We start from the raw sequence: 12,238 nt of genomic DNA, 5'->3' as shown, positions 1-12,238 counted from the left end.
AGTTCAGTAACAACCAAAGACCGCTAGCTTCTGGTTACGATGGATAGAACCGAGCATTAGAAATTGACGCGAAGTCTAAAGGCGGGGGTAGACAATTAGTAATGACTTTTCCGACTTTGGAGGTAAAGTAGCAATCAACTAAGCCTGGTTTACCAGGTTGAATTAACTGAATTGCAAGGAGCATTGAAAATCTTCCGCGGCGCCAGTTGGATCCTGAAGTTGATATTTGGTAACCCCCCGGACACGATAGGCTTCCGCATTCGTAGCATCTAACTTCAAGGCTTCTTGGCAATGAAGTAGCGCTTTTGGGTAGTCACCCGTTTTAAAGCTTTGCCGGGCTTCTACCAAATGCATATCGACAAGCGGACTCGGAAGTATCTCCGATGATTGGGGTGAGCTAGGCTTTCTTCCACCCCTAAAAATAGTACTGAATAGGTTCATAACAATAGGATTTTAACTGTTACCAATATACACTAAGTATAAATACTTAGTGTAAAAATATATTGAATGGTATATTGGTAGTTCCAAGTTTTAATCAATCCTACTGCTTCTGCCTAGCTGCGCCACGGCCGTTTTACCCAACGATCAAGCATGAACGGCGGTGAGCATCTCTTCCAGGTTTTCTTTCGTAATCGGCTTGATGTAAAAACGGGAAACGTCCTTATAACTCGCCGCTTTGGCATGATCTGCCAAATCAATCGAAGAGCTGACTATATAGATCGTTATTTTCTTGGCGGGATTACTGTCGACAAACGCATCCAGAAATTGCCACCCATCCATGACGGGCATATTCAAATCCAATAGAATCACATCCGGTAAGAGTTCTGGCGAGGCCAGGATGGGTTTGAGGTAATTCCAGGCGTCCAGACCATGATGAAAGACCAGCAAGGTCTCACAAAAATTGGTTATTTTCATCTGTTTGGACAGGATATGGGTGTACAGTTTATCATCATCGACCACGCAGGCAATATCCAGTTTTTTCATTGGTTATGAGTTGATTGTGACAGTAAAGGTGGTGCCGACATTGACCTGGCTTTCAACCGTAATTCGACCATTCATAGCTTCTACCTGATTTTTAGTCAGAAATAAGCCAATGCCACGTGCATCGGTATTGCCATGAAAGGTCTTATACATACCAAACAGCTTATGACCATGCATCTGCAGATCAATACCTAACCCATTATCGGTTATCTTCAGTAGGGTGAAACACATTCCGGTTGAGGCCACGATGGTGATCATGAGTGGCCGATCTGGATGTCGATATTTGATGCAGTTACTGATCAGATTCAATAAAATACTTTCCAGGTAAGCCGGATCATACCGAATGGCTAGCTGCTCACTGACGTCGATATGCACCTGAGCTTGAGTCGCTCGAAGCGACTCGGACAAACTAGTCAGGACGCGTTCTAGTTCATGACGTAGCTTTACCGTTGTTTTATTTTTTGGATCCGTACCCTGTACCTGAACCACCTCATTGAGATGCACCAGTGTTTCCTGTAAATTAGTGGTATTTGAGCGGAGCATGGCGGTATATTCTTGCCGTTCTTCTTCATTCTGTTCATGGATCAGGATATCCACTAGCATTTGAATATTGCCGGCATGGGAACGGAGATTGTGAGAAACAATATGGGCAAAGTTTAACAGACGGCTATTTTGCTCACTCACGATTTCTAACGTTTTACGCTGCTCTTCTTCCAAGCTTTTGCGCTCGTGAATATCCATGTACGTTCCCAGCATAAACAGTGGCTGATCGGCTTCTGACCAGTCAATGACTTTTCCCCGAATTTCCACCCAAATCCAACGGCCATCTTGATGCAACATACGGCATTCGGAGGCATAAAAATCGAGTGTTCGTTGAAAACATTGCTTAAGTAGTCGTGCATTAGCGGGCTGATCATCCGGATGAATCAGGCTATGCCAGGTCGTCATGTCGCTGCTTAATTCATAGGAAGTATAGCCTAAGATAGCCACTGATCGGTCATTGCAAATGACTAGATTACTGGCCAGATCCCATTCCCAGGTCCCAACACCCGTACTGTGGATAATATTATCCAGCCGTAATCGTTCCCGCTGTAAGACATCTATATATTTCTTTCGTTCGGATATATCCTTCACTTGCGAAACAAAATATAAGGGAGTGCCTTGTTGGTCACGTACCAGTGAAACATTCAAAAGTGCCCAGATCGGCTGACCATTTTTATGGATGTATCGTTTTTCGATACTGTATCTATTGATTGCCCCCACCAACAACTGCTTCATTTGTTTTAGATCAGCATCGAGGTCATCTGGGTAGGTGAGATCCTGGAAGGTGACCTGTAGCAGTTCATCTTCCGGGTAGCCTACTAGTTGGCAAAGACTGTTGTTGACTTTAAGCCAATTGCCTTCCGGTGAAACCAGCGCCATACCCATGGGGGCAAAATCAAATGCCTGCTGAAAGCGTTGTTCTTTTTCTAGGTAGGCATTGATCAGGGTGACTTCTTGGGTAATATCTTCCACGGTGCCATATAAAGCGGTACAGGCACCCGCTTCCAGATGGACATTGGCTCTGATGCGTACCCATTTGATCGTACCGCTTGTCGCCCGAAGTTGAAACGTTCCCGTTTTAGGTTGGCGGGATTCCATCACGTCATGGATCAATTGTTGAGCGGCAACCTTATCCAGATAAAACACCAAATTACGTTCCGCCGATGGAACAAACTCGGGCTCTACTTCATAAATAGTCCGTACGACAGTATTCCAGTAGAGTTCTTCCGTTACCAGGTTTCGTTCCCAGATGCCCAGTTGGGCTAGGGAAACTGCCTTACGGTACAGATCAAGTTTAGTCTGCATGGTTGTCACTGGAGTAGGAGTAGCCAGTGCATAAACGGGTTATTAATTTAATCGTGCAAAGGACAAAAGCACACTTTCTGCCAAAATAGGCAAAACTATCCTTATAAGCATCAATTCTAGAGAATGTTTAAAACTATAATTATACGAACATGAGTAAATGACTCTTATTTGTTTGTATTTATTAAGGTATAGATACTTATAGCCTAACCGATCACAAAGAAGATACAGAGGCCGTTCCTTCCAGAAAGGATAGGCGAGGCTTACACACAAATTAGGCTCTCGACACAAATCAAAATTAGGCCATACTTACTAGTTGCTCGGACTCTGATTGCTTAACTAACTGAATCAACTTTTTAAATAATATCTGGCGGAAAAGGGGGCTTTATTGGGTCAATGGCTGGATGAGTTCAGAAGACTTGATCGGCTTCGACAATACGGATTGAATGCTTATTCTGGGGCCTCTTGGCATTTTCAGAATTAGCGCAAAATCTTTTGTCAAGGAGGGACAGATTATCTATATTCCTATTGTAGCTTTTTGTCTGATTAGACCTACTACTCGGATTTTTTATGTTTGCTTCCAGGTTTTAAGCGCTTTGTCTAAATCTCGTTGCATCTGGCTAATCTGATTTTATAGGTTCACCTGTCCTGCCTCCGAACAGCGTAGCCATTGATAAGTAGAAAACATGTATTTTACATCTAATCAATGGTTTATCATGAAAAAGAGCCAATTCAGTGAAGCTAAGATTGTCGAAATCTTGGCCCTGCCCGCTCAAGGGCAATCGATTGACGAAATTTGTCGTCAGCACAATATCTCCCCAGCTACCTTTTACAATTGGCGTAACAAATATGGCGGCATGGACACTGAAGAACTGAAACGAATGAAGGAGTTAGAGGCTGAGAATGCTCGTCTGAAAAAACTATTTGCAGACAAAAGTTTAGACTACGATATTCTTCAGGAAGCCTACAAACTCCTAAAAAAGATGTAGGCCCTACAGCCCGGCAAACTGTTGAGATGGTGCGTAACGTCTCCATGCACGAAAAATTATCAAGCGAGAAAATCCTAATACGTTAGCAGCCAGTCAGGTAAATCAAGGCTGGTCGTTAGACTTTTTCAGCGATGAGGTCATGGTAGAAAAGAAAACACGGATTCTCAATGTCTTGGATGAATATAGCCGAAAGTTCCTGTTGGTAGTGGCTCAAGGCGCATTTAAGGCCAAAAAGTTAGTAGGTTATCTGGAGCAGATGGTGGCCACTCATGGTAAGCCTGAGTACATTCGTTGCGATAATGGGCCTGAAATGATCAGCATTGCCATGACCAAATTTGGCCTTAAACATGGTATTGAAATCCGGTATACTCAGCCAGGCAAGCCTATGCAAAATGGGCTAGTAGAGCGGCTCAATGGCACGATCCGACGCGAATGTTTAAATCTACAGGTCTTTCAAACGATCCATCAGGTTCAAGAAGCGTTGGATGTTTGGTGCAGCGTTATAACTTCGAGAGGCCTCACTCAGCCTTGAAGTATCAAACGCCTGATAGTGTGTATCAATCGGGTGTTCGATTCCAGCATTCAGTGGTTACGCTTTAGGGGAGGAGGACAGAATCTACTCTAGCAAAAGCTGATGTCCTCTTGAAACAAGGGAAATAACGATATTTTAATCCTGCCCGAATTATTCGGGCAGGATTTTTCTTTTTGCATTATTGCTTCTAGAATTGTTAAAGCATTCATTTGAACATCAAGATATGGGTTGGGTTTGTCTGCCAGATCGACACCCGCTTCAGGAACGTGGAGGACCCCAAAATTTAACTCTTGACACAAAAAACTAATTTTAATACGGCACGAAAAACGAATACACATCCGGAATGTAACCCCGGCGTAACCCCACGATATACTTTGCGATTATAGGATTATAAATAAGTAATTGAATTAAATGGTGGGCCCGGCCAGACTTGAACTGGCGACCAGACCGTTATGAGCGAACTGTCAAGGGTTCTCCGGATAGCTAAGTAGTGTATATAATCAGGTAAAAGAGAGAAGAAATAATTTAGTTTTGATACTTTGAGAACTCAAGGTAACCTTGCTTGGGGCCCAGATATTCATCAGCCGATAGGCACCTGATTAGTCAGTCCCACCAAGTGCATGTAGCCGGGGCAGGAAAGTACTCTTCACTGAAAAATTGACCGCTTAGGTCAGTCGGCTCAATCAACGCATATTTAACAATCCGTTGTACGGCCTCTAGAGGGGCGCTTGTGCCTTGATAACCCGTAAATCGCTCTGCGTCCAAGCGATACGTTATGCCGTTTGTCGAGCAGTTGATCAAGCTCTTAAACAAAGATTGTAGTGCGCCAAGCCGGACCTGATTTATGGGTCTGGCTTTTTGATAAGAGAAAGGTGCTGTGTCCGAGAGTTGGTTACTCCACACCGCTATCAACCCCAACGTAAGCAAAAGCCCTGTTGTGTGGTCTGGCTACCTCGGTAAGAAACGAGGAAAACAGGTATATCAGTTGATTAACATAGTTTGCCGTTTCATTGGGTCAATACAGCATTACCGGTTAGATTGACTCAACCGAGTCGCGTATATTTGAGAGTTGTGGCACATTTAAAAGAGGAATGATGAAACAAAAAACAGGTCGGATTTTGGACTGAATTCAATAGCTCTGTCAAATGTGACATAAATAGTTGAATAATATGTCAAAAAGACATAGAACCTATAGTGGTCTATTTATTGAATTACCACAAGAAACCATTTCAAGATGACTGAATCAATACTTCAATCCTACCTTAACGAACAGCACATCAAAACTGATGTTCAAGAGAATATCGAAAACCTGAAAAAGGCCGTAAAGGAAGTCAGTACCCACCTGACGAAAAAGAAGGTTAAGGCCGACATAATACCATTTACACTTGTTGCACTCGACCCACTGGTTAAAGACAACGACCCTGTAGTGCAACTGGTGGAAAATGTGATCATCAGTAAATGGCCTGCTTTTAAGAACAGTGTGACTGCCACTAAGGATAAATCCACTACCTATATTCGAGCCGTGATCCTGGAATCGCTTAGTCAACTGTCTAAAGATGATGTGGCCACGGCAGCACTGGTCTGGCTGACTGCCCGAGATGTGATTGGGCATTATCAACTGGGTTCCGAGGAGAGCGTGATTCGTAATCTTTTACAGGGGTTAGCCAACCAAACTGAGGAAAATGGACAGGCTGCATGGGGAATTAGCCGTAAACTTCAGGCAACTGAATTTAAGAAAACAGACGTATCCATCTCAGGAGTGAATGAGGCTGTAATAGATGAAAAGGTTCTAAAGAAGCACTTACTTGACGCGATGGTTTATCAAGGATGGAGTCAACATGCTGGCGGAGGAAAAAACCCTCATTATCAAGGTAATAATGATTGGAGTTGGCCAAAATATGCGGCTGAACAATCTGCTGCTAGAATTACTGAAGTTGTCAACTCAGCATTATCCCAACAAGCAAAATCCATTTTCTCAAACTCCACCTCCATTCAAAAATATCTTGATGCCTACTTCTCCCAACTTCAACCGTTTTTCGAAGATTTAAATACCTCGTTAGCTAGCAGCATTACCGCTAACAACAAGCGCAGCGAGCTCCTCTGGTGGAAGCAATCGCTGTATTCTCGTTCACTGAATACCAGCTACCGCAGCTTAGACCCATTGAACGCGGCCGTTGCCATGGCGCTCGATCTTGCCCAACAGGTGGAGGCTATCTACCCAGAAAGTGTGGATTACCTGCTTCGGGAAACATTGAAAGACGTGCACAGAGAGCAAGCAGAGAAAGAACGCCTGCTCACCGACTGGTTAAAGGAGAGCAGCAACCTGCACAAGGACATTCAAAAAGCTTTAAATGAATATGCTGCAGGAGGAGACGCACGCAAACCCGTACTTATTGCCTGGGCCAATGTCGTGCAGTCGGGTGAACCCGCACACTTTTTTAAAGAAACGGGTGTCGAAAAAACAGCCAAACTGACATTGTCCGATCTGGCGGTGTGGTTGTTTCATGGGTTGCAAGCACATAAACTGACAACCACTAAATAAGGCAGGACATGGCAAAGCGAAGATGTAGCAAAGAAGGTTGCTATGCCCCTGACGATTTCTGTCTTGAATTAGCTGGGCCACTGCACGAGCAATGTCAGTATTTCGAAAATGCTGGAGCCGCAGAAGCCCCTGCCAAAACTGCTAAAAAGCTGGCAGCGGCTACCTCTATTCCGTGGACGGGAGAATGGTTGCGACCTGAACAGCTCGACCTTCTGACACATCGGGGTACCCCTAAAATTATTGGTTTGGTAGGATCGTCCGGGGCAGGAAAAACCACCTATCTAGCCATGCTGTACTCGTTGTTGTTCAACGGTAAGCGCATCGAAAACTGGGACTTTGCCGGAAGTTATACGCTGAACGGGTGGGAATTGCAGGCCAAAACGTTGCAGGTGCAGGAAGATGGTACGGTTCGAAATCCCGATGCCACGCCTTCTGATAAGGATTTTTATAGTCTGTATCACTTCGCACTACGCCATGATGGTTTTTTACATGACATTTTATTTGCTGACTCATCAGGCGAAGTATTTTCCAAATGGGCGGACAACGTGAACGACCCGGCTGCTGAGAATGCCCGCTGGATCTATGACAACGCCCATGCGTTCCTGTTGTTTATAGATTGCGAGGCTATCATCAACCAACGAGGCAGGGCGGGGCGTGACATAATTCAATTAGCCGAACAGGTGAAAAGCGGACTGCGAGGCAGACCGGTAGTGATCGTCTGGTCAAAAGCCGACCTAGCCAAGCAGATGCGTGAGAATATTCTAGAAACCATCAAACTAAGCCTGTTCGAAGACTTTCCCGGTGCCGTATCACTGGAAATCAGTAATTATTCGAAGTCCGACTCAGATCAACTTTGTCACATCAATAATTTAGGAGTGACCAAAACAGTGCTCGACCAACTGGCTAGCCCGCAGCCCCTGCACATTGCACCCGCAGCCACTCAAACAGATGATTTTTTCTTTTTATACCGAGGTGGCTATGGTAACAAATAACGAGATATTGATAATTGGACCGCCTGGATCGGGGAAGACCACCTTTCTGGCTCAATTATATGGTCGCCTAGTTGGTAAAAAAGGAAAGTTGCAACAGGCTTCTGCACCTGAAAATATTGATGGTATCAAAAGCGCCTACAATCGATTAGCTGACGGGGAAGAAACTGAATCGACTCCTTCTACCGATAATTTAGAGGTCAAAATCCCAGTTATTTACGAAGGGCAGGAATTTGTATTGCATTGCAAAGATTATGGCGGGGAGCAGGTACGCGACCTTGTGGCCCTAATGGAATACGACAAAACGTGGATTGAACGGGCGAAAATGAACGATCGGTGGATTCTCTTTATTCGCCCGTCTGAAATTGAACACCGCTTCGACTTAAGCAAGAAAGGGTATGCTGTAAAAGACCAAAAAGAAACGAAGGCTACAATCTCTGGTACATCCGATCAATCCCAGTTCATTGAGCTATTGCAAGTGTTGCTTCACGCACGCGGGACAGGCATGAAAGACCCCATCGATACCCCCCGGTTGCTCATTGCCTTAACCTGTTGGGATGAACTGAACACCGATTTGAGCCCGGACGAAATCTTTCGGCAGAAAATGCCGCTGTTCGCCAATTTCATCGTAGGCAACTGGTTGCCAGGAGCCTTCAATATAGTTGGAGTATCTGCTCAGGAATTCCCGCTGAAAACGGAGGAGGCCCGCGATAAATACCTGGACGAAATGCCTCAAAAGTTTGGATTTCTAGTGCTGGACGATAATCCTAGGGAAAAAGACCTGACCCGGCTCATCGAGAAAGTTCTGAAACTATGATAGTTATTCACCAGGCTATATACGGAGAAGTTCCAGGGAAAACGTCTGGACACAATCTGCTGGCTGCATCTGATGAAAAAAACGAATTGTTTAGGCGGGTAAGCGGTTACACCGATTTGGCCGACCGGCCAGAGGGAGGGGTTTTGTCTGGCCCGGTGATACGAGGATTCTTTGCCGAAGATCATTTTCTTCTGATTAAAACATTTCCTGACAAAAGTCCAGGGCTTCGTTCCGGGCGAGTGTTTTCGCACGCCCTGTTCATTCCAAAAGCGGATCTGAATCGAGTCCACAATCTCAGTGACTTGTTTCAATATCACCTTCCCAGCATCCAGAAAGAAACAGAAATTCACCTCCAGGAGTACCACTCGCAGGAGACTATGGTGACAAGTGAAGAAGTGGACGGAATGGAAGCCGCTGCTACAAATGCTTTGCTACAAAACCAGTCATTCGTTTGGTTAGGGGAGAAAGGCTACTGGCAATGGATAGCACGGATCTGGCCCCAGTTACCAATAGAGATAAAGCAGACACTGAAAATCGGAGCGGCATTTGGTCCCTCTTATGCCAAAAATGAATACCTCAACCTGCTTTACATTCCCGAAAACTCTAAAACCCTGTGGGAACGGAATTCCTTTCACGTAATCGATTCGGGAGAAACTGCAACCCTGCAATCCGCAGCCGCACACTGGCTAATGGGAAATACCAGTGAAGCCGCACCTTTTCAAGTTTTAATTGACGACTTTGCCCCGAAGATCGAATCTATTGAAAAGCTCAACCAGTTTCAGAATTATGGCAGAACTTACCACCAAATCGACGAGAATCCGGGGCTAAACCACTTGTTGGTATTGGCACATTTTATTTCCCAGACTAGTCCCAATGAAAAGGTTGGAATCAGAGGCAAAAACAGGTTGTTGACTGCCATTCTTCAAGCCATTCCTAAGGCACCGCTAAAGATGTTTACGGCCCTTATATACCAGAACTGGAAAGGATTTCCGGATGCAATACCTTCTGCTTCGAGTGCGGTGAGTATCTGGCTTACCAACCATCTGCTTCAAGGTAGCCAAGCGGAAGAATGCGGTATTGTGCTGGTAAAAGCCCTGGAAGCTGAAACGAAAAACTGGTGGGTTAACATAGTCTTGGACTATGCAAATAACCGGTTGAGAAAACGACAGCCGAGCGATGCCCACATTTTGTGGCAATGGATGAAAAATGAACCTGTGTTGATAGCCCAACACACTAGCTGGCTGCCGGATGATGCTGAAAACGAGCTGACTTTAAAAATCCCAAAGCTAGAAACATCAGTTGCCGAAGCGGTACTGCACATGGCTGAACAAAAGGGTTGGCTTGTGCTACACGCGAAAGTGGCAGCGCAGTATTATTCTGCTGAGAAGGCCATCGAAGCACAGTTACGTGTAGACACAGACGAAGATTATATCGTAGCTCTAGAAGCCTTGTCCGGCAGCATAAGTGGAAGCTCTTTTGTATCTGTTGCAGCCAGTCACACCGATGCTCGCTTGCACCACATCGCGGGAAAATTAATTGTAAAAAACAACAAGTTATTGAACGGCATAGACATAACTAGCGGAGGTTGGCAGCAGTGCTGGAAAGCAGCAATTCAACAAGGTAGTGACGCGTGGTCGGGTATTTCCAACCCACAACACACCCTGTTCAAAATTCTCGATCACCTGCTGGCAGGAAATGCGTTTAATGAAACGTTGCTGAACACTCTAAGCAGTGGAAACTATAACAGCTTGAAAGAGTATCAGCATCGAGCGTCCATCTGGCCTATGCTTCCCGAAAAAGCACGTACCGAGTTTATTAGCGCAACCCTCACTGAGTTAATTGATGATCTCGCTAGCCGTAAATTAAGCTACAATGAACTCGAATCTGAGTTAAAAACGGGCATGCAATCGCCACAAGTGCAACAGCATGTTATTGGCAGCAAAACTATTTCGCTCACCAAGAAACTACGGCTGTTTGGTGTACTGCCCGATTTAGAAGAAGATCACGCAGCGCAGTTGATACAAAACCATCACTTTTTACCATCAGAATCGGAGGAATTTGGTCGGCTTGTCTCTAAAAACAGATGGAATAAAGTTCTTGATCAATTGTATAATAATCGATCTATTAGAAAGGACTTGGTTTCAGCTTTGTTGCAATCCAGCCACTTGCTCGGGTTCTGGCAACGGCTCAAACTTTCTGCCAGCGGATTGAAACGAGATGCTATCAGTTCAGAAGAATGGTGGAATGAGTTTTTGGAAATAGCTTCTAAACTGTTTCCCGGTGGGCCAGAACAAGATGGTCTTTGGGAAAGTGCAGGTGGCGACTTGTCCCAACTTTATAGATCCGGCTCCGGTCGTGAAAAATGGAGCCAGGCTATTCGAATATTGCGTAATAATGGGTCACCTACAGTAAAAAAGCTAGTCAAGAAAATGCGGGAGGCTTATGCCGGCAACGAAATATTAAAGAATTTACAGGACTTTTTATGAAGAAACCAATCCTGATTCTCACAGCGCTAGAAGTAGAGCGACTGGCTATTGAGCATCATTTAAAAAATATTGAGCAATTAGCACATCCTACAACCGGTACCGACTATACTAAAGGCACTTATACCTGCAACAATGAAACTCTTGAAGTGATCGTTGCTCGTACTGATCAAACAAATGTGAATGCCGCGATTGAAACCGAACGCGCCATCGCCCATTTTAATCCAGAATACGTCTTTTTTGCAGGTGTGGCCGGTGGATTGAAGGATGTAAAAGTTGGAGATATTGTTATCGGTCGGGACGTTTATGGCTACGAGCGCGGAAAGGCCGAAGGAAACAATTTCAAACCCCGGCCACAATTTGGTGCTTCCTCTTATGCGTTGGAAAGAGCAGCCGGTAATTATGCAAAAAGCGAAGACTGGAAGCTGACAGCAGAAAAGATACTGAACTCAGAATTTTCTCCCGTCATAAGAACTTACACCGGCACTATTGCTTCTGGTGAAAAGGTAGATGCTTCTATTGATTCAGCCCTTCATCAATTCCTCAAACAAAATGCCAGTCATGCCCTCGCTATCGAAATGGAAGGTCTCGGCTTTTTAGAAGTCTGCCGCATGAGACCGATGGTTAAAACCCTGTTGCTTCGCGGCATTTCCGATCTTGTGAACGATAAAGGACAAATGGACAGTAAAGGCTCCCAACCATACGCATCGACCACTGTTTCCGCCTTCTTATTCGGACTTCTTGAGCAATTGGATTTTTCAGATGCCACTACCGAACATACCCGAGAGCAGAAGCTAGTTGAAATTATGTGTAAGCTTTATCCAGGTGGATTGCGAGATAATCAAATATGGATAGCGGCAGGTGGGAATTTATCTTTAGTTAATCTAGGCCAATCTGGTAAGGGGCAGTGGGTTGAAGCTATTCGAATGTTAAAGCATGGTGGAGGAGGTAATATAACCATAGACGGTTTGATCAAAACTGTTGCCGAAGAATATGGAGATAATAAAGATGTAAAAGAGTTACTGTAGCATAAAGCTGAAAAATGAGTATTTGCAGGAAA

Annotated in this window: 10 protein-coding genes; 7 read left to right on the top strand and 3 right to left on the bottom strand. The window is 44.7% G+C overall.

Going from position 1 to position 12,238, the window contains the following annotated elements; translation table 11 throughout:
• Nucleotides 1–162: 162 nt before the first annotated feature.
• The 3 genes from ACYVGO_RS37935 to ACYVGO_RS37925 form a co-directional block, all read right to left on the bottom strand.
• Nucleotides 163–354, bottom strand: coding sequence for a tetratricopeptide repeat protein (locus tag ACYVGO_RS37935; protein ID WP_460974003.1), 192 nt, complete (start codon nt 352–354; stop codon nt 163–165).
• A gap of 231 nt (nt 355–585) precedes the next feature.
• Nucleotides 586–984 (bottom strand): response regulator, encoded by a 399-nt coding sequence (locus tag ACYVGO_RS37930; RefSeq protein WP_460974002.1) that lies wholly within the window; start codon nt 982–984, stop codon nt 586–588.
• 3 nt (nt 985–987) lie between these two features.
• The gene (locus ACYVGO_RS37925) at nt 988–2,829 is read right to left on the bottom strand and encodes a sensor histidine kinase (RefSeq protein ID WP_460974001.1); all 1,842 of its coding nucleotides are present in this window, start codon (nt 2,827–2,829) and stop codon (nt 988–990) included.
• Nucleotides 2,830–3,542: 713 nt separating this feature from the next.
• Here ACYVGO_RS37925 and ACYVGO_RS37920 point away from each other — a divergent pair.
• The 7 genes from ACYVGO_RS37920 (at nt 3,543) to ACYVGO_RS37890 (ending at nt 12,206) form a co-directional block, all read left to right on the top strand.
• Entirely contained in the window at nt 3,543–3,815 is a 273-nt protein-coding gene (locus ACYVGO_RS37920) for a transposase (protein ID WP_460974000.1), read from the top strand.
• A 55-nt stretch (nt 3,816–3,870) separates the two neighbouring features.
• Nucleotides 3,871–4,347: an integrase core domain-containing protein gene (locus ACYVGO_RS37915; RefSeq protein ID WP_460974029.1), complete on the top strand. Its 477-nt coding sequence runs from the start codon at nt 3,871–3,873 to the stop codon at nt 4,345–4,347.
• A 1,234-nt stretch (nt 4,348–5,581) separates the two neighbouring features.
• Complete coding sequence (locus ACYVGO_RS37910) at nt 5,582–6,889, top strand: GTPase-associated system all-helical protein GASH (protein WP_460973999.1); 1,308 nt, start codon at nt 5,582–5,584, stop codon at nt 6,887–6,889.
• An 8-nt stretch (nt 6,890–6,897) separates the two neighbouring features.
• Nucleotides 6,898–7,881: a TRAFAC clade GTPase domain-containing protein gene (locus tag ACYVGO_RS37905; RefSeq protein WP_460973998.1), complete on the top strand. Its 984-nt coding sequence runs from the start codon at nt 6,898–6,900 to the stop codon at nt 7,879–7,881.
• Nucleotides 7,868–8,695 carry a TRAFAC clade GTPase domain-containing protein gene (locus ACYVGO_RS37900; protein WP_460973997.1) on the top strand — a complete coding sequence of 276 codons (828 nt, stop codon included), beginning with the start codon at nt 7,868–7,870 and terminating at the stop codon, nt 8,693–8,695. Before ACYVGO_RS37905 ends, ACYVGO_RS37900 begins: the two co-directional genes overlap by 14 nt.
• The gene (locus ACYVGO_RS37895; protein ID WP_460973996.1) at nt 8,692–11,181 is read left to right on the top strand and encodes a GAP1-N1 domain-containing protein; all 2,490 of its coding nucleotides are present in this window, start codon (nt 8,692–8,694) and stop codon (nt 11,179–11,181) included. The genes ACYVGO_RS37900 and ACYVGO_RS37895 overlap by 4 nt, the downstream gene beginning before the upstream one ends.
• Nucleotides 11,178–12,206, top strand: a complete 1,029-nt coding sequence (locus tag ACYVGO_RS37890) for a phosphorylase family protein (protein ID WP_460973995.1) — start codon at nt 11,178–11,180, stop codon at nt 12,204–12,206. Before ACYVGO_RS37895 ends, ACYVGO_RS37890 begins: the two co-directional genes overlap by 4 nt.
• Nucleotides 12,207–12,238 lie beyond the last annotated feature (32 nt).

The organism is Spirosoma migulaei (assembly GCF_054776855.1).
This window is presented reverse-complemented; position numbering and strand designations above follow the sequence as displayed.

Bases quoted from the DNA above. Each gene is read 5' to 3' on its own strand.
- ACYVGO_RS37935 (WP_460974003.1), bottom strand. From the start codon at position 354: ATGCATTTGGTAGAAGCCCGGCAAAGCTTTAAAACGGGTGACTACCCA.
- ACYVGO_RS37930 (WP_460974002.1), bottom strand. From the start codon at position 984: ATGAAAAAACTGGATATTGCCTGCGTGGTCGATGATGATAAACTGTAC.
- ACYVGO_RS37925 (WP_460974001.1), bottom strand. From the start codon at position 2,829: ATGCAGACTAAACTTGATCTGTACCGTAAGGCAGTTTCCCTAGCCCAA.
- ACYVGO_RS37920 (WP_460974000.1), top strand. From the start codon at position 3,543: ATGAAAAAGAGCCAATTCAGTGAAGCTAAGATTGTCGAAATCTTGGCC.
- ACYVGO_RS37910 (WP_460973999.1), top strand. From the start codon at position 5,582: ATGACTGAATCAATACTTCAATCCTACCTTAACGAACAGCACATCAAA.
- ACYVGO_RS37905 (WP_460973998.1), top strand. From the start codon at position 6,898: ATGGCAAAGCGAAGATGTAGCAAAGAAGGTTGCTATGCCCCTGACGAT.
- ACYVGO_RS37900 (WP_460973997.1), top strand. From the start codon at position 7,868: ATGGTAACAAATAACGAGATATTGATAATTGGACCGCCTGGATCGGGG.
- ACYVGO_RS37895 (WP_460973996.1), top strand. From the start codon at position 8,692: ATGATAGTTATTCACCAGGCTATATACGGAGAAGTTCCAGGGAAAACG.
- ACYVGO_RS37890 (WP_460973995.1), top strand. From the start codon at position 11,178: ATGAAGAAACCAATCCTGATTCTCACAGCGCTAGAAGTAGAGCGACTG.